At 66.0% G+C, this 23,291-nt stretch carries 26 protein-coding genes; 7 read left to right on the forward strand and 19 right to left on the reverse strand.

The features are described 5' to 3' along the window. Window positions 1–100: hypothetical protein (locus VIF40_RS02500; RefSeq protein WP_331936081.1), on the reverse strand; the 100-nt coding region annotated here is incomplete at its 3' end. Window positions 101–556: 456 nt separating this feature from the next. On the opposite strand from VIF40_RS02500, the gene VIF40_RS02505 reads away from it, so the two are divergent. After that, the gene (locus VIF40_RS02505) at window positions 557–2,752 is read left to right on the forward strand and encodes a penicillin-binding protein 1A (protein WP_331935942.1); all 2,196 of its coding nucleotides are present in this window, start codon (window positions 557–559) and stop codon (window positions 2,750–2,752) included. 140 nt (window positions 2,753–2,892) lie between these two features. Next, on the forward strand, window positions 2,893–3,369 hold the full coding sequence (locus VIF40_RS02510; protein WP_331935943.1) for a hypothetical protein: 477 nt from the start codon (window positions 2,893–2,895) through the stop codon (window positions 3,367–3,369). Window positions 3,370–3,473: 104 nt separating this feature from the next. Here the strand turns inward: VIF40_RS02510 and VIF40_RS02515 are convergent, their stop codons facing one another. The 8 genes from VIF40_RS02515 to sucD all read right to left on the reverse strand — a co-directional run bounded on the left by VIF40_RS02515 (window position 3,474) and on the right by sucD (window position 11,241). Then, a complete protein-coding gene (locus tag VIF40_RS02515) occupies window positions 3,474–4,178 on the reverse strand; it encodes a glutamine amidotransferase (RefSeq protein ID WP_331935944.1) in 705 nt (234 codons plus the stop codon). A gap of 99 nt (window positions 4,179–4,277) precedes the next feature. Then, a complete protein-coding gene (locus VIF40_RS02520) occupies window positions 4,278–4,718 on the reverse strand; it encodes a Rieske (2Fe-2S) protein (protein WP_331935945.1) in 441 nt (146 codons plus the stop codon). A gap of 67 nt (window positions 4,719–4,785) precedes the next feature. Continuing rightward, window positions 4,786–5,136 carry a hypothetical protein gene (locus VIF40_RS02525; RefSeq protein ID WP_331935946.1) on the reverse strand — a complete coding sequence of 117 codons (351 nt, stop codon included), beginning with the start codon at window positions 5,134–5,136 and terminating at the stop codon, window positions 4,786–4,788. Between the two features lie 54 nt (window positions 5,137–5,190). Beyond that, on the reverse strand, window positions 5,191–5,457 hold the full coding sequence (locus VIF40_RS02530) for a hypothetical protein (RefSeq protein WP_331935947.1): 267 nt from the start codon (window positions 5,455–5,457) through the stop codon (window positions 5,191–5,193). Between the two features lie 85 nt (window positions 5,458–5,542). Then, window positions 5,543–5,812 carry a DUF1150 domain-containing protein gene (locus tag VIF40_RS02535; RefSeq protein ID WP_331935948.1) on the reverse strand — a complete coding sequence of 90 codons (270 nt, stop codon included), beginning with the start codon at window positions 5,810–5,812 and terminating at the stop codon, window positions 5,543–5,545. Between the two features lie 122 nt (window positions 5,813–5,934). Continuing rightward, on the reverse strand, window positions 5,935–7,161 hold the full coding sequence (gene odhB, locus VIF40_RS02540; RefSeq protein WP_331935949.1) for a 2-oxoglutarate dehydrogenase complex dihydrolipoyllysine-residue succinyltransferase: 1,227 nt from the start codon (window positions 7,159–7,161) through the stop codon (window positions 5,935–5,937). Window positions 7,162–7,163: 2 nt separating this feature from the next. Next, window positions 7,164–10,223 (reverse strand): 2-oxoglutarate dehydrogenase E1 component, encoded by a 3,060-nt coding sequence (locus VIF40_RS02545; RefSeq protein ID WP_331935950.1) that lies wholly within the window; start codon window positions 10,221–10,223, stop codon window positions 7,164–7,166. Between the two features lie 133 nt (window positions 10,224–10,356). Next, window positions 10,357–11,241, reverse strand: a complete 885-nt coding sequence (gene sucD, locus VIF40_RS02550; RefSeq protein ID WP_331935951.1) for a succinate--CoA ligase subunit alpha — start codon at window positions 11,239–11,241, stop codon at window positions 10,357–10,359. 344 nt (window positions 11,242–11,585) lie between these two features. Here sucD and VIF40_RS02555 point away from each other — a divergent pair, with 344 nt between their 5' ends. Beyond that, window positions 11,586–12,464 carry an alpha/beta hydrolase gene (locus VIF40_RS02555; RefSeq protein WP_331935952.1) on the forward strand — a complete coding sequence of 293 codons (879 nt, stop codon included), beginning with the start codon at window positions 11,586–11,588 and terminating at the stop codon, window positions 12,462–12,464. A 73-nt stretch (window positions 12,465–12,537) separates the two neighbouring features. On the opposite strand, the gene VIF40_RS02560 is transcribed toward VIF40_RS02555, so the two are convergent. From VIF40_RS02560 to VIF40_RS02570, 3 genes are all read right to left on the reverse strand, one after another. After that, entirely contained in the window at window positions 12,538–13,476 is a 939-nt protein-coding gene (locus tag VIF40_RS02560; protein ID WP_331935953.1) for a site-specific tyrosine recombinase XerD, read from the reverse strand. A gap of 7 nt (window positions 13,477–13,483) precedes the next feature. Beyond that, on the reverse strand, window positions 13,484–13,627 hold the full coding sequence (locus VIF40_RS02565) for an oxidoreductase (protein ID WP_331935954.1): 144 nt from the start codon (window positions 13,625–13,627) through the stop codon (window positions 13,484–13,486). Between the two features lie 128 nt (window positions 13,628–13,755). Next, window positions 13,756–14,577 (reverse strand): L,D-transpeptidase, encoded by an 822-nt coding sequence (locus tag VIF40_RS02570; protein WP_331935955.1) that lies wholly within the window; start codon window positions 14,575–14,577, stop codon window positions 13,756–13,758. A 290-nt stretch (window positions 14,578–14,867) separates the two neighbouring features. On the opposite strand from VIF40_RS02570, the gene VIF40_RS02575 reads away from it, so the two are divergent. After that, window positions 14,868–15,299: a hypothetical protein gene (locus VIF40_RS02575; protein WP_331935956.1), complete on the forward strand. Its 432-nt coding sequence runs from the start codon at window positions 14,868–14,870 to the stop codon at window positions 15,297–15,299. 54 nt (window positions 15,300–15,353) lie between these two features. On the opposite strand, the gene VIF40_RS02580 is transcribed toward VIF40_RS02575, so the two are convergent. Then, on the reverse strand, window positions 15,354–16,460 hold the full coding sequence (locus tag VIF40_RS02580; protein WP_331935957.1) for an endonuclease/exonuclease/phosphatase family protein: 1,107 nt from the start codon (window positions 16,458–16,460) through the stop codon (window positions 15,354–15,356). Between the two features lie 304 nt (window positions 16,461–16,764). Between VIF40_RS02580 and VIF40_RS21400 the strand changes: the two genes are divergently transcribed. Beyond that, window positions 16,765–16,911, forward strand: a complete 147-nt coding sequence (locus tag VIF40_RS21400) for a hypothetical protein (RefSeq protein WP_414684740.1) — start codon at window positions 16,765–16,767, stop codon at window positions 16,909–16,911. 17 nt (window positions 16,912–16,928) lie between these two features. On the opposite strand, the gene VIF40_RS02590 is transcribed toward VIF40_RS21400, so the two are convergent. The 6 genes from VIF40_RS02590 to ftsY form a co-directional block, all read right to left on the reverse strand. Beyond that, the gene (locus tag VIF40_RS02590) at window positions 16,929–17,288 is read right to left on the reverse strand and encodes a VOC family protein (protein ID WP_331935958.1); all 360 of its coding nucleotides are present in this window, start codon (window positions 17,286–17,288) and stop codon (window positions 16,929–16,931) included. A 121-nt stretch (window positions 17,289–17,409) separates the two neighbouring features. Further along, a complete protein-coding gene (locus VIF40_RS02595) occupies window positions 17,410–17,862 on the reverse strand; it encodes a DsrE family protein (protein ID WP_414684741.1) in 453 nt (150 codons plus the stop codon). Between the two features lie 48 nt (window positions 17,863–17,910). Further along, window positions 17,911–18,633: a DsbA family protein gene (locus tag VIF40_RS02600; protein ID WP_331935959.1), complete on the reverse strand. Its 723-nt coding sequence runs from the start codon at window positions 18,631–18,633 to the stop codon at window positions 17,911–17,913. Between the two features lie 78 nt (window positions 18,634–18,711). Beyond that, on the reverse strand, window positions 18,712–18,867 hold the full coding sequence (locus VIF40_RS02605) for a hypothetical protein (protein ID WP_331935960.1): 156 nt from the start codon (window positions 18,865–18,867) through the stop codon (window positions 18,712–18,714). 139 nt (window positions 18,868–19,006) lie between these two features. Further along, the gene (locus VIF40_RS02610; RefSeq protein WP_331935961.1) at window positions 19,007–19,612 is read right to left on the reverse strand and encodes a septation protein A; all 606 of its coding nucleotides are present in this window, start codon (window positions 19,610–19,612) and stop codon (window positions 19,007–19,009) included. Next, window positions 19,609–20,649, reverse strand: coding sequence for a signal recognition particle-docking protein FtsY (ftsY, locus tag VIF40_RS02615; protein WP_331935962.1), 1,041 nt, complete (start codon window positions 20,647–20,649; stop codon window positions 19,609–19,611). Before ftsY ends, VIF40_RS02610 begins: the two co-directional genes overlap by 4 nt. Window positions 20,650–20,796: 147 nt before the next feature. Here ftsY and VIF40_RS02620 point away from each other — a divergent pair, with 147 nt between their 5' ends. Together VIF40_RS02620 and VIF40_RS02625 are read left to right on the forward strand one after the other, a co-directional pair. Then, window positions 20,797–22,875 carry a PAS domain-containing sensor histidine kinase gene (locus VIF40_RS02620; RefSeq protein WP_331935963.1) on the forward strand — a complete coding sequence of 693 codons (2,079 nt, stop codon included), beginning with the start codon at window positions 20,797–20,799 and terminating at the stop codon, window positions 22,873–22,875. Then, window positions 22,876–23,238 carry a response regulator gene (locus tag VIF40_RS02625; RefSeq protein ID WP_331935964.1) on the forward strand — a complete coding sequence of 121 codons (363 nt, stop codon included), beginning with the start codon at window positions 22,876–22,878 and terminating at the stop codon, window positions 23,236–23,238. The last annotated feature ends 53 nt before the right edge of the window (window positions 23,239–23,291 follow it).

A 23,291-nucleotide genomic window follows, 5' to 3' on the forward strand; every position in this document is an offset into this window, starting at 1 on the left:
GCACATTGGCGAGGATCGGAATCGTCGTGCGCCGCTCCACCACCCGGTGAACATGGCCAAGCGCCCGCAGTAGCGCCGCTCTCTCGATCGTGACCTTCATGGAGGGAAATTCCGTTGGCCTCTGTGGACGGCGGCTCCGAACCGGACGCCGGGGGCGGGACTTTGGCGCGGCTAGACGATTAGCGCAAGAGGGGCGTGCGCCGTGACGGGCGGGAGTTGTGCATAAGTGGCGGGCGGGATCTATGACTGCCCTCGTTTATGGATCAGTATTGTTTAGCTTTTGCTTCTCACACGCGACCGGATTTAATTGAATCCGCCGTCGCTGGAATTACAGTGGACTAATCAAGTGATTACGGACGATGCGCGGTCGCTTCGGGAACAGGAAAACAATGCTGGCTCGGGCGCCAAATCCCGTGAGGCCGATTCGCGGGCGCCACATTGTAGGGGCCGCACCAACGGCCCGTCCGCCTTTCCACCCTTAACCCGCCCTTAAAACGCCGGCGTTAAGCTTTATCAATCAATTTCCCAGCCCCGGCGGACGGCCGCAGGAGATCCGATGGCGCGTAGCGACAGACGCCGCGAACCGGCTTTCGACGACGACCGGGGCGACGACCTTCGGGCCGAACGACGCGGCGCGCGCAAAAACGCGCATGAAGGCGCGGAAAAACCCGCGCGCGCGCGCAAAAACGCGCAAGGCCGCTCCGGCTTCCTGTTCGGCGGGCTGATTTACTGGACCCTCGTGCTCGGCCTCTGGGGCGGCATCGGCGCCGGCGGGGTTTTTGTCTATTACGGCTCGCAGCTGCCGCCGATCGACCAGCTCGCCATCCCCAAGCGTCCGCCCAACATCGCCATCCTCGCCGCCGACGGCGAGCTTTTGGCCAATCGCGGCGACACCGGCGGCGCGGCGGTCCGTCTTTCGGAACTGCCGCCCTATTTGCCCAAGGCTTTCGTCGCCATCGAGGACCGCCGCTTTTATTCCCATTTCGGAATCGACCCGCTCGGCATCGTGCGGGCGCTGACGCGCAACGTCACCGGACGCGGCGGCGTGCAGGGCGGCTCGACGCTGACCCAGCAGCTCGCCAAGAACCTGTTTTTGACGCAGGAACGCACGATCTCCCGCAAGATTCAGGAGGCGATTCTCGCGCTCTGGCTTGAACATAAGTATTCCAAGGACCAGATCCTGGAGCTTTATCTCAACCGCGTCTATTTCGGCTCCGGCGCCTATGGCGTGGAGGCGGCGGCGCAGCGCTATTTCGGCCATGGCGCGAACCAGGTGACGCTGGCCGAGGCGGCCGTTCTCGCCGGGCTGATGAAAGCGCCGAGCAAGCTCGCGCCGGACCGCAATCCGGAAGGCGCGACCGAGCGCGCGGCGCAGGTCGTCACCGCGATGGCGCAGGAAGGCCATATCACCGAAGCGATGGCCAAGCTCGCCCTCGGCCGCCCGGCCGTCGCGCGGCGGGAACGCGGCGCGGGGTCCATCAATTACGCCGCCGATTATGTGATGGACATGCTCGACGACACCATCGGCGCCATCGATCAGGACATCGTCGTCACGACGACGCTGGACCGCAAGCTCCAGGAGGTCGGCGAAAAGTCGATCGCCGACGAGCTCGACAAGAAGGGCGACAAATTCGGCGTCAGCCAGGGCGCGCTGGTCGCGCTCGACCCCAATGGCGCCATTCGCGCTCTGGTCGGCGGCCGCAATTACGCCGAGAGCCAGTTCGACCGCGCGGTCTCGGCCAAGCGGCAGCCGGGCTCGGCCTTCAAGCCTTTCGTCTATCTCGCCGGGCTCGAGCACGGGCTGACGCCCGACACGGTGCGCGAGGACGGCCCGATCAATGTGAAGGGCTGGCAGCCGGAAAATTACAGCCATGAATATTTCGGGCCCGTCACGCTGACCAAGGCGCTCGCCCTGTCGCTCAACACGGTGGCGGTTCGCGTCGGCCTCGAGGTGGGCCCAAAGACGGTGGTCAAGACCGCGCATCGGCTCGGCGTCGCCTCCGAGCTGCAGCCCAACGCCTCCATCGCGCTCGGAACTTCGGAGGTCACGCCGCTGGAGCTGGTGACCGCTTACGCCCCCTTCGCCAATGGCGGAGTCGGCGTGCAGCCGCACATCATCCTCAAGGTGCGCACGGCCAGCGGCAAGCAGCTCTATGCGCGCAGAGGCTCTAGCAATGGCCGCGTGATCGAGCCGCAATATGTGGCGATGATGAACTCCATGATGGAGGAGACGCTCTCCACCGGCACGGGGCGCAAGGCGGAGCTGCCCGGCTGGCGCGCCGCCGGCAAGACCGGCACCAGCCAGGATTTCCGCGACGCCTGGTTCGTCGGCTACACGCCGCATCTCGTCGCCGGCGTCTGGCTCGGCAATGACGACAATTCGCCGACGAAGAAAGTCTCCGGCGGCAATCTGCCGGTCGAAGTGTGGAGCCGCTTCATGAAGGCGGCGCATCAGGGCGTGCCGATCGCCGCCCTGCCCTCGGGCTCCTGGCGCTCGGCCGCCGTCCCGGAGAGCGCCTCGCCCATCGCGCCGCTGCTCAACCTGTTCTCCTCCGATCCAGAGCCCGAAGCCCAGAAACCCTCGCGCCGCCGTCAGGCGCGCGACGACGACGAAGACCTCCCGCCCGGCTCGGTCCATGGGCTCGAGGCGCTACTGCCGCCGGCCGATATTCCCAACCAGGCTCCGCCGCGTCCGCGACGCGGCCCGCCACGCGAGGAAAAGAATATTTTCGAGAAATTGTTCGGAGGCTGACGCCGTCGAACAAAAGATTTCTATCTCCTCAAATTGTGAGACGCACGGCACGACAATTGCGACGCTCGGGGCGAGAACCTGTCCCGCATGTCGCTTTTGTCGCAAAAGCGGCGTGCATTTCGCAAAGTGGAGAAAGCGATATGAGACTGGCGGAGGCTTTGGCTTCGGCGACGCTCGACGATATCAAGGCGGCGCTCGACGGCGGTAAACTGGTTCTGTATTCGACCGGACGTCCGATCGGTGCGGACCATAAGATCACCCGTAGCGAGGTGATGGCGACTTTCACCTTCCAGTCTCCCGCTTTCGGCCCGGATGCGGCCGATGGCGCCGCCGCGCCGCTGTTCGTCGAGAACACGGTTGTCGCCACCGGCATCGGCACCCCCGGCTGGGCGCGGCTCTCGAAGGCCGACGGCACGCCGGTCGCCGACCTCTCGGTCGGCCCGGGCAATACGGAAATCAAGCTGGCGAGCGTCTCCGCCACCAAGGATTTCCCCATCACCATCACGACGCTGAAATTCCTGGCCGCCGAGGCCGTCGAGTGGACCAAGACCGAATTCGGCCATGTGTTCACGACGAACCACGAGAACCCGTTCCGCAAGGTCTCGGTTCGCGGCTGATCTCGTTGTGGAGATAGCGACGCCGCCTCGGCCCGGCGGCGTCGTTCTCGCGCGGTCCCGACGCATTCCCGGCGTCTGTGGACCGCGCTTTTTTTTGGCGCTCGCTATGCGGCGACGTCCGCGAGCCAGCGCGCAATGAAACGCCGGCTGCGCTCGCGCAGGCCGGGCGCTTTGGCTGCCGCATCGGCGCGCAGCCCCGCCAGAGAGACGCCTGCGGCCGAAAGCTCCGCCGTATGGCCGATGAGCCAGCGCTCGAGGCTGTCCTTCTCCGCTTCCGGATGAAATTGCAGCGCGAGGCCGCGTCGCCCGACGGCGAAGGCCTGATGCGCATAGAGCGCCGAAGATGCGAGCAGAACGGCGCCGTCTGGAAGATCGAAACTATCGCCGTGCCAGTGCAGCACATCCGCCTCGGGCTCGACCAGCGCCGCGAGCGCGCCGGCGCGTCCGGCGTCGGTCAGCGTGATCGGCGCGAAGCCGATCTCCTTGCCGGCGCCGCCCGGATAGACGCGGGCCCCGAGCGCCGCGGCCATCAGCTGAGCGCCGAGACAAACGCCGAACGTCGGCGCGTCGCGCCCGATCCGCGCGCGAATGAGCGCCGTCTCGTCGGCCAGAAAGGGATAATCATCGGTCTGATAGACGCCGATCGGGCCGCCGAGCACGATCAGAAGATCGGCGGCGGCCGCCTCGGCGGGGATCGCCTGCATCCCCGCCTCGACATAGCGGATCGAGAAGCCGGCCTCGACGAGCGGCTCGGCGAAGCTGCCGAGATCCTCGAAGGCGACATGACGTATGGCCAAGGCGGTCTTCATCGTTTCCTCGCTGGACGATTCCGGACAAGCGCAGTCTAGGACGGCGCCGCCCGGCCAGAAAGGTCCAGGAAAGGAGAAAACGAGAGGGCCATTCCCGCCTCAGTCCGCGGTGATGACGACCTCCGGATAGACGTCGTTCTCCTCGCGGTCGAGGCCGTCCTCCTCGGCTATGGTGACGCCGACGAGGCAGACCTCATTGTCGTCTATCACCACCCCGACCTTCTCGAGCTGCGCGCCGACACAGGGGCCGTCGTTGCAGACGCCGGTCGGAATGTCGAATTGCGCGCCATGCTTGCCGCAGAGCAGGAAGCGCTGCGTCGGGTCGAGGAAGGATTTCGGCTCGAAATCGAGCCGGCTGCCCTGATGCGGGCAGCGGTTGACGTAGCCATAGTATTTGCCGACATGGCGAACGATGACGACAGGGAAGGGCACAGTCTGGCCCTCGTCATTGACGCGGGCCAGCACATAGCCGACGGCCCGCCGTTTTGCGACGTCGTTCACATGGCAAACGGCGAAGATTTCGCTTACCGGCTCTTCCATACCGTTTTCCTCCTCGGAATCGCTACAAGTTCGGAAGAGCGAAGCAATCTCGGCGCCGGACCGGCCCTCATCCTCCGTCGGCGAGCCTTTTGAGCGCCTCGCCGTCCCCGCCTCGCTTCACATGACCTGCGGCGATGTCAGCGACGGCTATGTGGAGCGCTTTTTCGCTCAACACGTCCAGCCGGCCCTCCAGAAATCTGATTCTCGCGGTCAACTCGGCCTCGGCCGTGATCCGCTCGCGCTCTATGCGATCGATCTTGTCGCTCTGCCGCTCGAGCAGCCGCTTGAATTCGTCGAGCGATTCCTTGGTGTATCGACGCAGCTCGTCGAATTGCACCGTGGTCGTGACGATTTCCTTATAGAGTTCCGCCAGCCGCGCCGCGAGCTGAGCCAGCGTGTCCTTCGTGCCTCCGAACAAAGCGGCCAGCTCCGTAAATCAAATCAACCGACAAAACTTTAGGCTACGAGAAATTCAGAATTTTTTTGCCCAGGCTCCGTAACCGCGCAGCTCCGAGCCATAATCCTGCATCGATTTCGACAGTCTTCGCGCCTGGGCGGACATCGTCCGAATATCGTCCTCGAGCGGTCTTATCGGCTCGACTCCATCGGCCATCGATCGGATGAAACCGAGGATCGGACGAAAAAGTCGCTCCAGCCGGCGGCCGGCCGTTCCCTCTTTCGCGCTTTCTGTCTGTGGCTCGACCATGATCTTGCTTCGATCCAACAGCGAGTCGCTCATGAGAAATCTCCCAGCCTCGACCATAGGAGCCGCGCCGCAGCGCGTCACGAGCATAGCTTAGCCGAATTTCGCCGGCCCGTCAGCCTCAGTGGAGGCTGACAGTCTGGAGCTGCTGCTGCCAGGCGTTGGCGAGCGCGCCCTCTTCGGTGTCGGCGAGCACGATCGGCGTGCCGTCCGCGCCGAGCAGCGCAAACAAGGTGAGGCCGGGCTCTATGGCCGGAGCCTGCGGATAGAGCCGGCTGACGTCCTCCGAACGCATCGTCCGCACATAGGCGATGGCTCCGTCGCCCAGATGCGCGAATTGCTCTTGGGTCAGCAGATGGGCTCTCTTCTCGGTCGCGGTCTTGCCTTCCATCTCACACTCCTCGGCGGTCGTATCGACCCGCTCGGCGGACGCCTACTTTCGTAGCACGAGAGATATCTGTGCATCGCAGCGGCCGATTTTCAGGGGCGCCGTCCCGTTTTTTCGTGAAACCGTCACAAATCCAGCACGAGACGCGCCGGGTCCTCGAGCTGTTCCTTGACTCTCACCAGGAAAGTGACCGCCTCTTTGCCGTCGACGATGCGGTGATCATAAGAGAGGGCGAGATACATCATGGGGCGGATCTCGATCTTGCCCGCGACGACGACCGGCCGCTCCTCGATCTTATGCATGCCCAATATGCCCGATTGCGGGGCGTTGAGAATGGGCGTCGACATCAGCGAGCCATAGACGCCGCCATTGGAGATGGTGAAAGTGCCGCCGGTGAGATCGTCGAGATCGAGCCGTCCCTCACGCGCCTTCTTGCCGAAATCGCCGATCGCCTTCTCGATCTCGGCGACGCTCATGCGGTCGGCGTCGCGCACCACCGGCACGACGAGGCCCTTCTCCGTGCCCACGGCGACGCCGATGTGACAATAATGCTTATAGATGACATCGGCGCCGTCGATCTCGGCGTTGACGGCCGGCACCTCCTCCAGCGCCTTGCAGCAGGCCTTCACGAAGAAGCCCATGAAGCCGAGCTTCACCTGATGCTTCTTCTCGAACAAATCCTTGTAGCGATTGCGCAGCGCCATCACCGACGACATGTCGACCTCGTTGAAGGTCGTCAGCATGGCGGCGTTGGATTGCGCTTCCTTCAGGCGCTTGGCGATGGTCTGGCGCAGGCGCGACATGCGCACCCGCTCCTCGCGCTCGGCGTCGGCCGGCGGGGCGGCCGGGCGCGGCGCAGCCGGCGGGGCGCTCACCGGCGCGGGCGCTACGGGCGCAGGCCGCGCCGCGATCGCCAGCACGTCGCCCTTGAGCACCTGCCCCTGCTTGCCGGAGCCCAGCACGCCGGAGAGATCGACGCCCTGCTCTTTCGCGATCTTGGCGGCGGACGGCGCCGGCGGACGAGCCGACGCCTCGGCGAGAGGAGCCGCGATCGACGCGGCCGCGGCAGGCGGCGGCGCGACGATGGCCGCCGCGGGGGCGGCGCGCGGCGCGGCGGCGCCTTCGGCGATCTGGCCGAGCAGCGCGCCGGGCGTGACCGTCTCGCCGTCCTTGGCGATCACATCGGTCAGCACGCCGGCGGCGGGCGCATTCACCTCGAGCGTGACCTTGTCGGTCTCGAGCTCGACGAGCGCCTCATCGACGGCGACGGCGTCGCCGGGCTTCTTGAACCAGCGGCCGATCGTCGCCTCGCTCACCGATTCCCCGAGCGTGGGAACGCGGATTTCCGTCATGATCACTCCGCCGCCAGAGAAATGCGCGTCGTGAAGGCCTCGTCGAGGAAGGCCCGCAGCTGCGCCTGATGCTTGGACATTGTTCCCGCCGCCGTCGAGGCCGAAGCCGGCCGGCCGATATAGCGGGCGCGTTTGGTCTTGCCGCCGACCTGGGTCAGCACCCATTCGAGATAGGGCTCGACGAAGGACCAGGCGCCCATATTCTTGGGCTCCTCCTGGCACCAGAAGACATCGGCCTGCTTGAAGCGCGACATCATCGTCACCAGCCCCTTCAGCGGGAAGGGATAGAGCTGCTCGACGCGCAGCAGATAGACATCATCGGCGCCGCGCGACTCGCGCTCCTCGAAGAGATCGTAATAGACCTTGCCAGAGCACAGGATCACACGCGCGATCTTATCGTCGGGAACGAGGCGGAATTTTTCCGAGGGCTGCAATTCGGCGTCGTCGGAGATGAAGCGATGGAACATCGTCCCCTCGCCCATCTCGTCGAGACGCGACACGCCGCGCTTGTGGCGCAGCAGCGACTTCGGCGTCATCAGCACCAGCGGCTTGCGAATGTCGCGATGCAATTGCCGACGCAGAATATGGAAGAAATTGGCCGGCGTCGAGCAATTGGCGACTTGCAGATTATCCTCCGCGCAGAGCTGCAGATAGCGCTCGAGCCGCGCCGAGGAATGCTCCGGCCCCTGCCCCTCGTAGCCATGCGGCAGCAGGCAGACGAGGCCCGACATGCGCAGCCATTTGCGCTCGCCGGCGGAGAGGAACTGGTCGAAAACCACTTGCGCGCCATTGGCGAAATCGCCGAATTGCGCCTCCCACAGAACCAGCGAGCGCGGCTCGGCGAGCGAATAGCCATATTCGAAGCCGAGCACCGCCTCTTCCGAGAGCATCGAATTGATGACCTCGAAACGCCCCTGCCCCACGCCGACATGGTCGAGCGGCAGATAGCGGGATTCGTCCTCCTGATCGATCAGCACCGAATGGCGCTGCGAGAAGGTGCCGCGCTCGCTGTCCTGGCCGGAGAGGCGGATATTATAGCCTTCCGCCAGCAGCGTGCCGAAGGCCAGCGCCTCCGCCGTCGCCCAATCGATGCCGACGCCGCTGGTGATCGACGCCCGGCGCGCGTCGAGGAAACGCTGGATCGTCCGGTGAATGTGGAAATTCTCCGGCGTCTGCGTCAGCTCCATGCCGATGCGGCGCAAGGTCTCCACCGGCACGCCGGTCTTGCCGCGCCGCTCATCCTCGGAGGATTGATAGCCGGGCTTCACGCCCGCCCAGCGTCCGTCGAGCCAATCCGCCTTATTGGGCTTGTAGGATTGCGAGGATTCGAGCTCCTGCTCGAGCCGCTGGCGCCATTCGTTCTTGATCGCGTCGACATCCTCGCGCGTCAGCAGCCCTTCGGCGATCAGCCTCTCGCTATAGAGCTCCAGCGTCGACTTATGCGCGCGGATCTTCTTATACATCAGCGGCTGAGTGAAAGCCGGCTCGTCGCCCTCATTATGGCCGAAGCGGCGGTAGCACCACATGTCGATGACGACGGGCTTCTGGAACTGCTGACGAAACTCCGTCGCGATGCGCGCGGCGTAGACGACCGCCTCCGGATCGTCGCCATTCACATGGAAGATCGGCGCCTCGACCATCTTCGCCACATCGGACGGATAGGGCGAGGAGCGCGAATAGCGCGGATAGGTGGTGAAGCCGATCTGATTATTGATGATGAAATGCACCGAGCCGCCGGTGCGATGGCCCTTCAGCCCCGACAAGCCAAGACATTCCGCCACGACGCCCTGGCCGGCGAAGGCCGCGTCGCCATGGATCAGCAGCGGCATCACCACGCGCCGCTCATCGTCCAGGCAGCGATATTGATCCTGCTTGGCGCGCACCTTGCCGAGCACGACCGGATCGACGATCTCGAGATGCGACGGATTGGCGGTGAGCGAGAGATGCACCTTGTTATTGTCGAACTCGCGATCGGAAGAGGCGCCGAGGTGATATTTGACGTCGCCCGAGCCTTCGACCTCGTCCGGCAGGAAGGAGCCGCCCTTGAACTCGTGGAACAGAGCGCGATGCGGCTTGGCCATCACCTGGCAGAGAATGTTCAGCCGGCCGCGATGCGCCATGCCGAGCACGATCTCCTTGGCGCCCAGCGCGCCGCCGCGCTTGATGATCTGCTCCAGCGCCGGGATGATCGACTCCGAGCCGTCGAGACCGAAACGCTTGGTGCCGGTGTATTTCACGTCCAAAAATTTCTCGAAGCCCTCCGCCTCGACGAGCTTGCGCAGAATCGCCTTCTTGCCCTCGTCGGTGAAGACGATCTCCTTCTTCGGACCTTCGATGCGGGCTTGAATCCAGGCCTTCTCCTCCGGATTGGAGATATGCATGAACTCATAGCCGATGGGGCCGCAGTAAGTGCGGCGCAGGATCGCCACCATCTCGAAGACGCTGGCGTATTTCATGCCCATCACGCCGTCGATGAAGATCTTGCGATCGTAATCCTCATCGGTGAAGCCATAGGTCTCGGGATGCAGCTCGCCATGGTCGTGGCGCTGCTCGAGGCCGAGCGGATCGAGATTGGCGTGCAAATGGCCGCGCATGCGGTAGGCGCGGATCATCATCAGCGCGCGCACGCTGTCTCGCGCGGCGCGCTGGATCTCCTCGGCCGAAGGCGCGCGCTCGCCCGCAGACTTGTCCGCCGAAGACTTGACCGAAGAAGACTTGCCCGAAGTCGATTTGCCCGCCGCCTCGGCGCTTTCCTGCGTCTCGCCGCCGAGCGCGGCGACCAGCTCATCCGTCGGCGTGGCCGGCCAGCCGGCGCGCGCCCAGGACGGGCCGCTCGCCGGACGATTGGTCGAGCCGCCGGCCGCTTCCGCGCCGAGGCTCGCGAAATAGTCGCGCCAAGCCGGGCCGACCGCGGCGGGGTCGGCCTCATAGGCCGCGAGCAGATGTTCGAGGTATCGCGCGTCGACGCTCTGCAGAAGCGAGTTCTGAACAGAAGCGTTCCCACGCGGCGAGGGCTGTCTTTCGCCGCCCGCCGATCCGCTATTGGTCTCGAGACGCGCCATACTGTTCAGTCTCCGGAGCGCAGAACTTTCTCGAAGTTGAGCGAAATCATTTTGACAATTCTTTAAAGATTTCGCTCTGCGCTCATTTTTCCGGGGAGCGCGCCGGCGATTCGCCGACGCGCATTGCCGAGCCTCAGCGGTTCAGCGTTTCGACCAATGTCTTGCCGAGCCGCGCCGGAGACGGCGAGACGACGATCCCGGCCGATTCCATCGCGGCGATCTTGCTCTCGGCGTCGCCTTTGCCGCCGGAGACGATCGCCCCGGCGTGACCCATGCGCCGCCCGGGAGGGGCGGTGCGGCCCGCGATGAAGCCCACCATCGGCTTGCTGCGGCCCCGCTTGGCCTCGTCCTTCAAGAACTGGGCCGCGTCTTCTTCGGCGGAGCCGCCGATCTCGCCGATCATGATGATGGATTTGGTGGCGGCGTCGGCCAGAAACAACTCCAGCACCTCGATGAAGTCGGTTCCCTTGACCGGATCGCCGCCGATTCCGACGGCGCTGGTCTGGCCCAATCCCTCGCGGGTCGTCTGGAACACGGCCTCATAGGTCAGCGTGCCGGAGCGCGAGACGACGCCAACGGAGCCGCGGCTGAAGATATTGCCCGGCATGATGCCGATCTTGCACTCGCCGGCGGTGACGACGCCCGGGCAATTGGGCCCGATGAGGCGCGATTTGGAGCCCGACAGCGCGCGCTTGACGCGGATCATGTCATGGACCGGAACGCCCTCGGTGATGGCGACGATGAGCGGGATCTCGGCGTCGATCGCCTCGCAAATGGCGTCGGCCGCGCCCGGCGGCGGCACATAGATGACCGAAGCGTCGGCGCCGGTCCGCTCCCGCGCTTGCGCCACCGTATCGAAGACGGGCAGGTCGAGGTGGGTGGAGCCGCCCTTGCCGGGCGAGACGCCGCCGACCATGCGCGTTCCATAGCGCACCGCCTGCTCCGAGTGAAACGTGCCGGTCTTGCCGGTAAATCCTTGACAGATGACCTTGGTGTTCGTGTCGATGAGGACGGACATTCGAGCCCCTGGGGCGTCGGGGCGCAGATGCGCCGCCAGTCTTGTTCGGAAAGCGCGCCCGCTCGATTCACGGGCGGCGCGACGATCTGCTCGCTCGAAACGCGTCTTTGCCGTTTCGAAAAGCGGCAAAGCGCAAATTATTGAGAAACGCCGCGCGCATCAAGGCTGAGTGGCGCAGAAGCAGGCTCGGCTCCTGCGCGAAATAGCGGCAGAATGCGCGGCCGCCGACGAAGCCGGAGAATTTCTAGGCGCCGACCGCGCCGGGGAAGACATTCCGGCGCCGCGGCGCCTATATCCGGCGAGCGGCCGCCCGCGCGGGCGAGGAGCCGAAACCGAGGGCGCGCATGGATCAGCATAGCGTGCGGCGCGAAAGCCGCTTTCTCGCCGCGCCGGACGGGCTGCGGCTGCACTATGTCGATTATCGGCCGGCGAGCGACAGCGGCGCCATTCCCGTCGTCTGCCTCGCCGGGCTCACGCGCACGGCGCTGGATTTCGACGCTTTGGCGCAGGCGCTCGCGCGGCGCGGCCGGCGTGTGCTGGCGCTCGACTATCGCGGCCGCGGCCTCTCGGACTGGGACGCCGACTGGACACGCTACAGCCTGGACGTCGAGGAGGCCGATATTCTGGCGACGCTGGCGGCGGCCGACGTCGCCTCGGCGGTTTTCGTCGGCACCTCGCGCGGCGGCATTCACCTGATGCGCCTCGCCGCGCGCCAGCCGGAGATTTTGCGCGCCGTGGTCCTCAATGACATAGGCCCGGTCATCGATGTCGGCGGGCTGCGGCGCATAAAGGGCTATGTCGGTCGCCAGCCTGGCTCCGCCTCGATGGCGATCGCGCTGGCCGCGCTGAAGCTCGTCGCCGGTGCGCAATTCGGCAGCCTCACCCAGCCGGAATGGGAGGAATGGGCGCGGAGCACCTTCGTCGAGACCGATGGTCGGCTCCAGCTCTGCTATGATCCGGCGCTCTCCCACACGCTGGACGAGGTCGGGCCCGACAGCGGGCCGATCCTGTTCCACGACGAATGGAAGGCCATGGCCGCCATTCCGACGCTCGTCATCCGCGGCGGCAATTCGGACCTGCTCTCCGTCGAGACTTTCGCGGCGATGGGCGACGGCCATCCGCTGCTCGAGCGGCTGACCGTGCCCGGCCAGGGCCATGCGCCGCTGCTGCTCGACGCGCCGACGATCGCCGCGATCGGGGATTTCGTCGAGCGCCACGGGTGAGCGCTTCCTGTCTTCGTGGCGCCTGTCTTGGTGGCGCCTGTCTTCGTGGTGAATGAACCGCTGCGACGCCAAATCAGTCGCCGAGCGGATGCAGGTCCCGCACCATGGCGCGGATGCGCTCGTCCAGCACATGCGTGTAGATCTGCGTCGTCGAGATGTCGGCGTGGCCGAGCAATTCCTGCACGACGCGCAGGTCCGCGCCATTTTGCAGCAGATGGCTGGCGAAGGCGTGGCGCAGCCCGTGCGGGCTGATGTCGCGAGACGGCAGCCCTGCCGCGGCGGCCGCGCTTTTGAGATCGCGCGCGAAGGCCTGGCGCGTGAGATGCCCCTCCGCCGCGTCGGACGGAAACAGGAAGGGCGACGTCGCGAGGCCCGGCGACTGCTTCGCGAGCAGCGCGCGATAGACGTTCAGCGCCGCCCGCGCCTGCTCCGAGAGCGGGACGAGCCGCTCTTTCGCGCCCTTGCCGCGCACGGTGACGAAAGGCTCGCGCGCGCGCGCCGCGCTCGCCGGCAGAGAGACGAGCTCCGACACGCGCAGGCCGCTGGCGTAGAGAGTCTCGAGCGCGGCGTAGAGACGCGCGGCGCGCATACGTTCGCCGAGCGGACGCGCCTCGTCGTCGATCCCCTCCCGCGCCGTGTCGATGAGGCGCGTGACCTCGTCGACCGAGAGAATATCCGGCGCGCTGCGATGCCGGCGCGGGCCCTCGAGCGGCGCGGCCGGATCGTCGACGCGATAGCGATCGACATAGAGGAATTTATGGAATTGCTTCAGCGCCGAGAGCCGCCGCGCGGCGGTCGCGCCGGTCATGCCGCGCGCCTCCAGCGCCGCGAGATAGTCGCGCAGGCCGTCCGTTCCGACGCGCAGCGGATCGGCGCCGGCCTTTGCGAGAAAAGCGAAATAATCCGCGAGGTCGCGACGATAGGCGTCGAGCGTGTTGCGCGCGGCGCCGCGCTCGGCGGCCAGCATGTCCAGAAAGGCGGCGATCAGCGGATGGCGCTTGCCGTCGCCCATGAAAGTCTCACTTGTTGAGGCGCTGTGGAGCGATCGTCTGCGTCATTTCGCGCGGCTGCGGCGAGACATAGGCCACGAGCGCCAGCATCCCCGCATAGCCGAGAGCCGCGAGCACGCCGACAATGACCAGAAAACGGATGAGGCTGGGCAAGAATCGGGCCCTTTCGAGGAAAACACATGGCAAGCTATCGCCCGAAGCCGGTTGTTTTGCAACCGTCCGCGCGTCCCGAGAGATAGGCGCGCGGCCGCCGCTCCGCCACCGGCGATCGCTCGCCAGAGTCAACGAACCACCACTTTGGTCCCCACATGGACGCGGTCGTAGAGGTCGACGACGTCGTCGTTCATCATGCGGATGCAGCCCGAGGAGACGTTCTGGCCGATCGTGTAGGGCTCGTTGGTGCCGTGGATGCGGTAGAGCGAGGAGCCGAGATACATGGCCCGCGCGCCGAGCGGATTGGCCGGCCCGCCCTCCATGTGACGCGGCAGATCGGGCCTTCGGGACAGCATCTCGCCGGGCGGCGTCCAATCCGGCCATTCGGCCTTGCGGGAAATCGCCTTGACGCCGGCCCAGGTGAAGCCCGGCCGGCCGACGCCGATGCCATATCGCAGCGCCCGACCGCTCGCCTGCACGAGATAGAGAAATTTATTCTCCGAATCGATGACGATCGTGCCGGCGCGCTCGGAGCCGTCGTAATCGACCTCGGTGCGGAAGAAGGCGGGATCGATCTGGCGCTGGACATTGGCCGGCGGCGCGCCGAGCGCGGCATAGCGCCGTTGCGGCTGCGGCGAAGGCGTCTGGCCGGTGACGAGCAATTCGATGAAGCCGCCGCCATAGGCGCCGGGCGCGACCGGGGGCTCGGCGCGCGCCGCGACGATGCGCGGCTGCGGCGCCGGCCGCGGCGCAACATAGGCGGGCGCCGGCGGCGGCTGGACAGGGGCCGGCGGCGGCTCGACGAGAGCCGGCTCGGCAGCCTGCTGCTCGACCGGAAACAGCCGGCCGGCCTCGTGCTCGCCGATGCCGGTGATCACGCGCGGGGCGGCGACGGCGGTCCCGATCGCGGAAGTGAGAAGGACGGCGACGAAATAAGGAACTCTGGACATGGAACGCACTGCCCCCCGCGTCGCCGGAAAGCGGCGGCGCGAACATCTTGCTCTAACTGGACAGTGGCAAGAATAAACCCTGAATTTTAATCGTAAATCTGAAGCATTCTTTATGGTTGACGAAGCGGTAACAGCCACGCCGACGCCGCCTCCCCCGTCGCCGGCGGACAGGCTTGCCAGCGGACAGGCTTGCCCGGACAGGCTTGCCGGATGGCCTCGGGGGCGACATTCTGTAGGAAACTCGAGACAGCGTTCCGTCGCGCGGAACAAAAGAGGAGGGCTCCCCGCCTATGTCGCAAGCGATGGCGCTGCGCGCCGACCCCCTGTCTCTCGTCGAAGCGCTCTGTCGATTGCGCGAGCAAGGCTGGAGCGAGGACCTCCAGCGCGCCGTCGTCGCGGCCGGCGATCCGGAATTCGCCTATCGGCTCGCCCATGAGGCTCCGCAGGCGGAGCTCGAAAGCCTGGAGCCGATCATCTTGCTGTCGCCCGACCTGCGGATCGTCTTCGATTTCGCCGTGGTCAAGGGCGAGCGCGGCGGCGATGTCTCACGCCTCGAGGATGTGATCGTCGAAAGCGGCGACGGCGGCTTGATGGTCCTGTTCGCGGCCGATGTCGACGGCGCCGATGTCGATCGCATCGAAAATGCGCTGCGCGCGCTGCCGGATGCGAAATTCCTGCGTCATCTGGACTTGGAGCTGCATCAGCGCGAGTGGGGCAGATAGGCTGAAGGGTCTTAAAAGAGCGAGCCTGAAGGCTCGCTTCTCCAGAGCAGACCGCTACACGTCGATCTCGGCGAAGATCGCCGCATGATCGGAGGCGGCCTCCGAGGCCTTGGTGATCTCCGGATAATGCGGGAAGAGCGTCCCGTTCTTGCCGCCCCACACGCCCTTGCGGAAAATGCCGCCGCCCTTCGCCGCGGCGAAGAGCGCCGGCGACAGAAGAATATAGTCGATCTTGTTGGACGCGGTGCCGGCGGCGAAAGTGCCCGGCCTGCCGCCATCGTCGAAAGCGGCGTGCTCGCTGATATCCTTCAAATCGGTCTGATGCAGCAGCGGCGCCAGCGGCGCGCCGTCCGGCGTGTCGTTGAAATCGCCGATGACGGCGACGTGATCCGCGCTCTTGCGCAGCGCGTCGTAAATTTCCTTCACCCGCGCCGCCTGCCGCTCGCGCTTGGCGTTGGAGGTCGTCTGCGAGCCGAAGCCCTTGCTCTTGAAGTGATTGATCAAGAGATGCAGCGTATGGCCCTTGGGCGTGCGGATTTCATAATGCGCGCAATCGCGGCTGAAGATGCGGCCGGTCTTGTCGGCGTCGTCGACATGGCTGTGAATGGCGACAATCTCATAGCCCGCGCGCGCATAGAGCCCGACATCGATGCCGCGATCGTCATTGCCGTCGATGAGCATGGCGTGGGCGTAGGGCTTTCCGCCCTCCGCCTTGACGATATTGTCGTTGAAGCGCACCAGCGCCGGCCGGCTCTCCGCCTCGATGACGCCGAGCACATCGGCGTCGACATCGATGATGACGCGCGCCGTGTTGCGCGTCGCCTCCTCATTCACCTCCTCGCGTTTCAGCTCGACCCAGCCGATCCAATCATTGCGGCCGCCGGCGACGATCTCCGTCCCGGTCTTGGCGCGCTTGACCAGATGGCCGCGATTCTGGCGCAAAATCGCGAAAGGGCCGCCGTCGTCGGATTTGTCGAGCTTCAACACGCCGAGCAGCGCGAGGATCTTCTTCTTGTCGGCGGCGGTGTAGACCGGCTTGCCGAGAATGGCGGAGAGCTCGGCCTGCGCCTCCAGCGCCTTCTTGCCGTCGGACCAGCTCTCGCCATTGAGCGCATGGGCGCGCAGGAAGAGATTTTCGAGATTGTAGGATGCGAGCTTCATGGGAGAGCTCCCGGAACGAAGCGGAAAAAAAGCCACTCACGCAATGACCGGCGACGCCGGCGCGATGAAATATAATCACTGCACGGCGTTTGTTTCAATGATGCGACGCCGCCTCGCGGAGGAGAAGTCGGAGGCGACATGCCGCAGAAGCGAATTTCGATCGTCGGAACCATTCGAATCCCGCCGGGCGCGCTCGAGCGGGCGCGGCCGGCGATGGCGGCGATGATCCGCGCGAGCCGCGCGGAGCCGGGCTGCCGCGCCTATTCCTATGCGGAAGACGTGCTGGAAGCCCGGGCTCATTCGCGTGACCGAGATATGGGAGAGCCGCGCGGCGCTGACCACGCATTTCCAATCCGACCATCTGCGCCGATGGCGGGACGCCTGGGACGCGCTCGGCGTTCACGACCGCCGGCTCGCCGCCTATGCGATAGACGCGGAAGAGCCGGTCTGACGCGAGCCTCTCTCGCCTCAGCCGGCGACCGGCTGCGCCAGCGAGAGCTGATAGCCGCTGTCGTCCAAAAGGCCGAACTCGCGCACGCCGTAATCCATCGTCGCGAGCGGATAGACGACGCGGACGCGATCCTTCAGCCGCTCCCATAATTCGTCGACATTGTCGACGCCGAGATAGATCGCCCCGGTGAAACGCGGTCCCTGCCAGGGATGATGCGCATTGGGCGAGGCGAGCATGATGTCCGCCGCGCCGGAGCGCACGCGCGCAAAGCTCTCCAATTTGAGCAGGCAGACGAAACCCAGCTCCTCGACATAGAATTTCACGGAGCGGGAAATATCTTCGGTGGCGAGCGAGATGGAAATGGTTCGAAGGGTCATGCAATCGTCTCGGCGCGTCGTTCCGATACGGGATCGGGGCCCCGCAAACTGCGGGAGATCGCCGTGAAAGTCGAGTCCGGCCCGCTTCCGAAGCGGGCCGCCCCGCCCCGCCCGGCTCCGCTCACAGATGGATATAGACGAAGCCCAGCGCCTGGAGGCGCGCCAGCTCGGCGACGCCGCTCGGAACAATGTCGCTCTCGGCCACGCCATAGAGCGTGCGCCGATCGATATTGCGCTCGCGCAGCGTGTTGGCGCAGACGAGGAAGCGCACGCCCTGCGCCTTCAGCGCATCGAGACGCGCGGCGAGCTCCTTGTCCGCATTGGCGAGCTGAAACAATTCGACGCCGCCCGCATGATCGACGACGCGGATTTCGACATGACGCTCGCCGACCGCCTCTATGTGGTTCTTGATCGAATTGAGCATTCGCTTGAAATAGGCGGCATTGTCCGGACCGCCGCCGTCATTGTGATAGACGACCTTCTGATCCTTGTAATAATCCGCCGGCTCCGCCATGGCTCGCCAGCCGAGGCCCGACGCGAGGACCATCAGCGCGATCATCAACGCATGTTTCATATTCGTCGCCCTCGCTCGGATTTGCGCCGATCCACTCGGCCGTGAACGTCAGCCGCAGACCGGCGCGTCGCATTTGCGGCTCGCGGCGATCAGCCGCGCCATCGATTTGGGGCCGGGATAGCCGAGGATGCCGACCGAGCTCAGCGCGAAGGACGGCGAGGCGGCGAAGCCGAGATCGGCGGCGAGCTGGACATGGCGTTTCACAATGCCGCCGATCATCTCCGAATTCGCCGATTCCTCGATTTTAGAGGTGTCGAGGCCCATCGCTCGGGCGACAGCGAGAGCGGAGATTCCGTCATTGGCGCCGCGATGCGCGAATAATTGCTTGTGGAACTGATAGGCGCGCTCCGGGCCATAGAGGCGCAGCACCGCCTGCTTCACCCGCGCGGTCAGAAAGGAGCCGAGGCCGAGCACGGCGTTGTCCGCGAGGCCGAGCCGCACATTCTTGTCCTTGGTCACGAGCGCATCGAGATCGACCGCGGCCTTGCGACAATAGGGGCAATTATAGTCGAAGAACTCGAACACGACCACATCCGCGGTCGCCGGCCCATGCCAGAGCAGGCCGGGCAGATCGGCGGGCGAGACGTCCGAGGGCAGACGATAATTGGCGATCGGCGCGCCATCGTCGGCCAGGATCGGAAAGAGGCCGCTCTCCTGCGCCCGCGCCGAGCGGAAGGCGGCGCCCCCCGCCGTCATTGCGGCGAGCGAGCCGAGCAGGACACGACGGCTGAAAGGACGGGCGAGCGGCGAAAGCACTTCTTCTACGGCCATGAGAATGCGCTCCTGAATCGAGATCGCATCCCGGCTAGCACAGAAAGAAGCGATTTTGCGGAGCGTGCGCGGCGACCCTCAGCCGCACCAGCCGCCGCCGCAGATCACCGAATGGATAGCCCCCGCGCCGACCGGCGCCGAGGCGATGGCGGCGTCGGCGTCGATGAGCGAGAAAACGGCGCCGACGACGATCGCGGCCACCAGAGCGGCGAAGAGCTGGATGAACTCGGTCATGGCGGGACTTCTTCGCGTCAGAACGGCCGCGGAGGCGGCGAGCGCCATGACATCTAGCGCCGCCGCCGGCGGGCGCCTGTGCGAAATCACACGAAACGCGCCGGACGAGAATGAAAGGAAACCCCGCGCTCTCGAGCGCTCAGAAGTGGCTGTCCGGCTCCTCGGCGCCGTCGTCCTTCTGCTCGTGGCGCATCATCAGCGGGATTTGCGCGAAAGCGAAGAGCAAGGTCAGCGGCAATATGCCGAAGACCTTGAAATCCACCCAGACGTCGGTCGCCACGCTGCGCCGCACGAATTCATTGAGCACGGCGAGAAAGAAGAAGAAAAACGCCCAGCGCCAGGTGAGCTTGCGCCAGCCGGCGTCGTCCAGCCGAAAGGCGGATTCGAACACCGCCGGCAAGAGCAGCTTGTCGAACCACAGCGCGCCGAGCAGCGCCGAGCCGAACAGAGCGTAGAGCAGCGTCACCTTCAGCTTGATGAAATTCTCGTCCTGCAGAAAGAAGGTCAGCGAGCCGAAGACGAGCACGAAGACCGCCGTGACCATGGGCATGGTCGGCAAATGGCGGGTGATGGCATAGGAGACGGCGAGCGTCGCCACCACAGCGACCATGAGCGCCGCCGTCGCCTGGAAGATGCCGAACTTCTGATTGACGACGAAGAACAGGACCAGCGGCCCCATCTCCAGCGCGAATTTCAGTCCCGGGTGAAGGCGTCTCTTGGTGGGCGCCGCAGTGTCTTCGGTCATGTCGTCTGATCGCTTGTTTCGCCGTCGGATTCGAGCCCGGCGATGGCGCGGGCGAAATCGCGCGCGGTGAAGGGCTCGAGATCGTCGGAGCCTTCGCCGACGCCGATGAAGTGGATCGGAAGGCCGTAGGTCTCGGCGATCGCCACCAGAATGCCGCCGCGCGCGGTGCCGTCCAGCTTGGTCATCACCAGGCCGGTGACGCCCGCCGTCTTGCCGAAAACGTCGACCTGGGCGATGGCGTTCTGGCCGACGGTCGCGTCCAGCACCAGGAGAACGGCGTGCGGCGAGCTGGGCTCGGCCTTTTTCATCACGCGCACGATCTTGGCCAGCTCGGCCATCAGCTCGGCGCGGTTTTGGAGGCGGCCGGCCGTGTCCATCAGCAGAATATCGGAGCCGCGCTCGCGCGCGGATTTGATCGCATCGAAGGCGAGGCCGGCGGCGTCGGCGCCCTCCGGCGCATAACATACGGGCGAGTCGAGCCTTTCGCCCCAGATTCGGAGCTGCTCCACGGCGGCGGCGCGGAAAGTGTCGCCGGCGGCGAGCATCACCTTCTTGCCCTCGCCGGTCCATTTGGCGGCGAGCTTGGCGATCGTCGTCGTCTTGCCGGAGCCGTTGACGCCGACGACGAGCACGATGAACGGCTTCTGCGTCTCGTCGATCTCGAAGGGACGCGCGACGGGCTCGAGCGAGCGCTCGACCTCCTCCGCCAGAATGGCGCGCACCTCGTCCGGACCGATCGTCTTCTCATAGCGCGCGGCGCCGACCTTGGCGGCGATGCGCTGCGCCGCGGCGACGCCGAGATCGGCGCGGATCAGCACGTCCTCGAGCTCCTCGAGCGTCAGCGCATCGAGCTTGCGCTTGCTGAAGAGATCGGAAATGCCCTGGACGATGGCCTGCGAGGAGCGCGACAGCCCCCCGGTCAGCCGCTCCCACCAGGAGCGCTTCTTCGGGCGATCGGCGCCGGCTTCTGCGGCGGGCGCTCCTCCACGGCCGAACAGGCGCGAGAAGAGTCCCTTTTTTTCCTCGGCTTCGCTCATGATCCCTCGCGGTCGCGGCCGATTGCTACACCAGGGCGCGCCGAAGGGCCAGCGGCGCGTTTCGCCGCCCGAGGCTTGATTCGGCGAAACCGCGGCTCGATATGTGATGTCGGGAGCTGGCGCTGCTAGAGTTGTGGGTCGTCGAAAGTGACAGCCGGCGCAGCCTGGATCAACGTCGCGGAGAGGCGATCCGGACGGTTCTTCTTCGGAGACAGCGAGACCGCTGCGGCGATCGCCGCCGCCAATTGGGCGAAATCGCCGCTCGGCCTGCCGCAAACCTGGCCGAATCGCCTGCGCGTCGCGCTGGAAATCTGCCTCAACAGCGCCTTTCCCATCGCGCTCTTCTGGGGCGGCGAGCTCTGCCTGCTCTATAACGACGCCTATCACGGCCTGCTCGCCGACAAGCATCCGCGCGCGCTCGGCCGGCCGGCGCGCGAGGTGTGGCCGGAAATCTGGGACGTGATCGGCCCCATGCTGCAGGGCGCGCTCACCGACGGCGTCCCGACGCGCTCGGAAGACCTGCAGCTGCACATGATGCGCAACGGCCGCCGCGACGAGGGCTATTTCACCTTCTCCTACAGCCCCATTCCCGACGACGACGGAACCATAGGCGGGGTCTTCTGCCCGGTGGTGGAGACCACCGACCGCGTCATCGGCGAGCGGCGGCTGCGCACGCTGCGCGACCTCGCCGCGCTGAGCCGCGCCGAGAACGAGGGCGAGGCCTGCCGCCTCGCCGCCAGCGTGCTCGCCGTCAATGGCTACGACCTCCCCTTCTCGGCGATCTATCGTTTCGACGAGAGCCGCGGCGAGGCGGAGCTGATGGCCGCGACCGGCGTGCGGCCGGGCGGATCCGTCGCCCCGCTTCGCATTCCGCTCGGCGATCCCGATCCGATCCGCGGCGACATATGGGGCCTCGCCGAGGTCGCCCGGCTCACCCCCGGCCGCGTCGCCATCCGCGCCATCGACGCGCGCTTCGGCGAGACGCCCTGCGGCCCCTGGTCCGCGGCGGCGGACGAGGCCGTGCTGTTTCCCATCGTGCTGCTCGGCCAGGATCGCGCCGCGGCGGCGCTGATCGCCGCCGTCAATCCGTTCAAGCGGCTCGACGCCGCCTATGCCTATTTTCTCGATCGCGTCGCCGCCAAGATCGCCTCCTCCATGACCGACGCGCGCGCCTATGCGGCGGAGCGCGAGCGCGCCGAGGAGATCCGCGTGCGCGAGCTGGCGCTGCGGCGCACAGAGGCGGAGCTGCGCGAGGCGCAGCGGCTCGGCCGCATCGGCAGCTGGCGCTGGAGCGGACGCCATGACGACCGCGGCGGCGCCTCGCCCTATCTGGCGCACATCTTCGGCCTCGATCCCGACGCGCCGCCGCCGAGCTTCTCCGAGCAGAAGGGCAGGCTCTACGCCCCCGCCGATTGGGAGCGGCTCGACGCCGCGACGCGCGAGACGTTGCGCACCGGCGAAAGCTTCGAGCTCGACCTTCCCGCCCATCGCGCCGACGGAGCCGCCATTCATGTCACCATTCGCGGCGAGGCGGTGCGCGACGAGCGCGACGCGATCGTCGGATTGCGCAGCACCATTCAGGACATCACCGAACGCAAGCAGGCGCAGGAACGCGTCGAGCTGCTGCTGCGCGAGGTCACCCATCGCGCCAAAAATCTGCTGACGGTCGTGCGCGCGGTGGCGCGCCAGACGGCGCGGCGGGATTCGCCCATCGCCTTCGCGCAGCGCTTCGATCAACGCATCGCGGCGCTCGGCGCGAGCCATGATCTCTTGGTGCAGAACGAATGGCGCGGCGTCGAGCTGCATGCGTTGACGCGCTCGCAGCTCGCCCATTTCGACGATTTGTTCGGCTCGCGCATCCGCATCGAGGGGCCGACGACGATCGTGAAGCCGGCGGCGAGCCAGGCCATCGGCATGGCCCTGCACGAGCTGGCCACCAACGCCGGCAAATATGGCGCGCTCTCCACCGACAAGGGCGTGGTGCGCATCGCGTTCGGCGTGACGAGCGAGGGCGGCGAGCCGCATTTCGAGATGGAGTGGCGCGAGAGCGGCGGGCCGAGCGTCGTCGCGCCCAAGCGCCATGGCTTCGGCCATATGGTGATTCTGCAAATGGCCAAGCATGCGCTCGGCGGACGAGTGACGCTCGATTATGCGCCGACCGGCGTCGTCTGGAAGGTGAGCGCGCCGCTCGACAATGTGATCGAGCCCCCGCAGGGAGAGGATTAGATGAGCGGAAACGAACCGATCCGCATTCTCGTCGTCGAGGACGAGCCGGCGATCGCCGCCGATCTCTGCTTCGTCGTGGAGGAGGTCGGATATGAGATCGGCGGAACGGCGAGCTCGGTCGACGAGGCGCTGAAGCTGATCGAGGACGAGGACATAGACGGCGTGATCCTCGACGCCAATCTGCGCGGCTCCAGCAGCGCCAGCGTCGCCGACGCGCTGCGCGCCAGGAAGCTGCCCTTCTTCGTGCTGTCGGGCTATCTGCAGCGGCAATTGCCAGAGGCGCTCTGCGGCGCGCCCTTCCTCGCCAAGCCCTATGATCAGGACGAGCTGACCTCGCGCATATTGGCGCTGGCGCGACGGTAGCAAAGCCGGAAAAGGCGTGCTAGCCTTTCCGTATCAATGGCTTTCGAGTTTTT

Origin of the sequence: Methylosinus sp. (assembly GCF_036560965.1) — a bacterium.
Lineage (GTDB): Bacteria > Pseudomonadota > Alphaproteobacteria > Rhizobiales > Beijerinckiaceae > Methylosinus.

Bases quoted from the DNA above. Each gene is read 5' to 3' on its own strand.
- VIF40_RS02610 (WP_331935961.1), bottom strand. From the start codon at position 19,612: ATGACCGAAGACACTGCGGCGCCCACCAAGAGACGCCTTCACCCGGGA.
- VIF40_RS02570 (WP_331935955.1), bottom strand. From the start codon at position 14,577: ATGTCCAGAGTTCCTTATTTCGTCGCCGTCCTTCTCACTTCCGCGATC.
- VIF40_RS02575 (WP_331935956.1), top strand. From the start codon at position 14,868: ATGTCGCAAGCGATGGCGCTGCGCGCCGACCCCCTGTCTCTCGTCGAA.
- odhB (WP_331935949.1), bottom strand. From the start codon at position 7,161: ATGACGGAAATCCGCGTTCCCACGCTCGGGGAATCGGTGAGCGAGGCG.
- VIF40_RS02545 (WP_331935950.1), bottom strand. From the start codon at position 10,223: ATGGCGCGTCTCGAGACCAATAGCGGATCGGCGGGCGGCGAAAGACAG.
- VIF40_RS02505 (WP_331935942.1), top strand. From the start codon at position 557: ATGGCGCGTAGCGACAGACGCCGCGAACCGGCTTTCGACGACGACCGG.
- VIF40_RS02515 (WP_331935944.1), bottom strand. From the start codon at position 4,178: ATGAAGACCGCCTTGGCCATACGTCATGTCGCCTTCGAGGATCTCGGC.
- VIF40_RS02625 (WP_331935964.1), top strand. From the start codon at position 22,876: ATGAGCGGAAACGAACCGATCCGCATTCTCGTCGTCGAGGACGAGCCG.
- VIF40_RS02510 (WP_331935943.1), top strand. From the start codon at position 2,893: ATGAGACTGGCGGAGGCTTTGGCTTCGGCGACGCTCGACGATATCAAG.
- VIF40_RS02530 (WP_331935947.1), bottom strand. From the start codon at position 5,457: ATGAGCGACTCGCTGTTGGATCGAAGCAAGATCATGGTCGAGCCACAG.
- VIF40_RS02560 (WP_331935953.1), bottom strand. From the start codon at position 13,476: ATGGGCGACGGCAAGCGCCATCCGCTGATCGCCGCCTTTCTGGACATG.
- VIF40_RS02535 (WP_331935948.1), bottom strand. From the start codon at position 5,812: ATGGAAGGCAAGACCGCGACCGAGAAGAGAGCCCATCTGCTGACCCAA.
- VIF40_RS02595 (WP_414684741.1), bottom strand. From the start codon at position 17,862: ATGAAACATGCGTTGATGATCGCGCTGATGGTCCTCGCGTCGGGCCTC.
- ftsY (WP_331935962.1), bottom strand. From the start codon at position 20,649: ATGAGCGAAGCCGAGGAAAAAAAGGGACTCTTCTCGCGCCTGTTCGGC.
- VIF40_RS02520 (WP_331935945.1), bottom strand. From the start codon at position 4,718: ATGGAAGAGCCGGTAAGCGAAATCTTCGCCGTTTGCCATGTGAACGAC.
- VIF40_RS02555 (WP_331935952.1), top strand. From the start codon at position 11,586: ATGGATCAGCATAGCGTGCGGCGCGAAAGCCGCTTTCTCGCCGCGCCG.
- VIF40_RS02600 (WP_331935959.1), bottom strand. From the start codon at position 18,633: ATGGCCGTAGAAGAAGTGCTTTCGCCGCTCGCCCGTCCTTTCAGCCGT.
- VIF40_RS02590 (WP_331935958.1), bottom strand. From the start codon at position 17,288: ATGACCCTTCGAACCATTTCCATCTCGCTCGCCACCGAAGATATTTCC.
- VIF40_RS02580 (WP_331935957.1), bottom strand. From the start codon at position 16,460: ATGAAGCTCGCATCCTACAATCTCGAAAATCTCTTCCTGCGCGCCCAT.
- sucD (WP_331935951.1), bottom strand. From the start codon at position 11,241: ATGTCCGTCCTCATCGACACGAACACCAAGGTCATCTGTCAAGGATTT.
- VIF40_RS02605 (WP_331935960.1), bottom strand. From the start codon at position 18,867: ATGACCGAGTTCATCCAGCTCTTCGCCGCTCTGGTGGCCGCGATCGTC.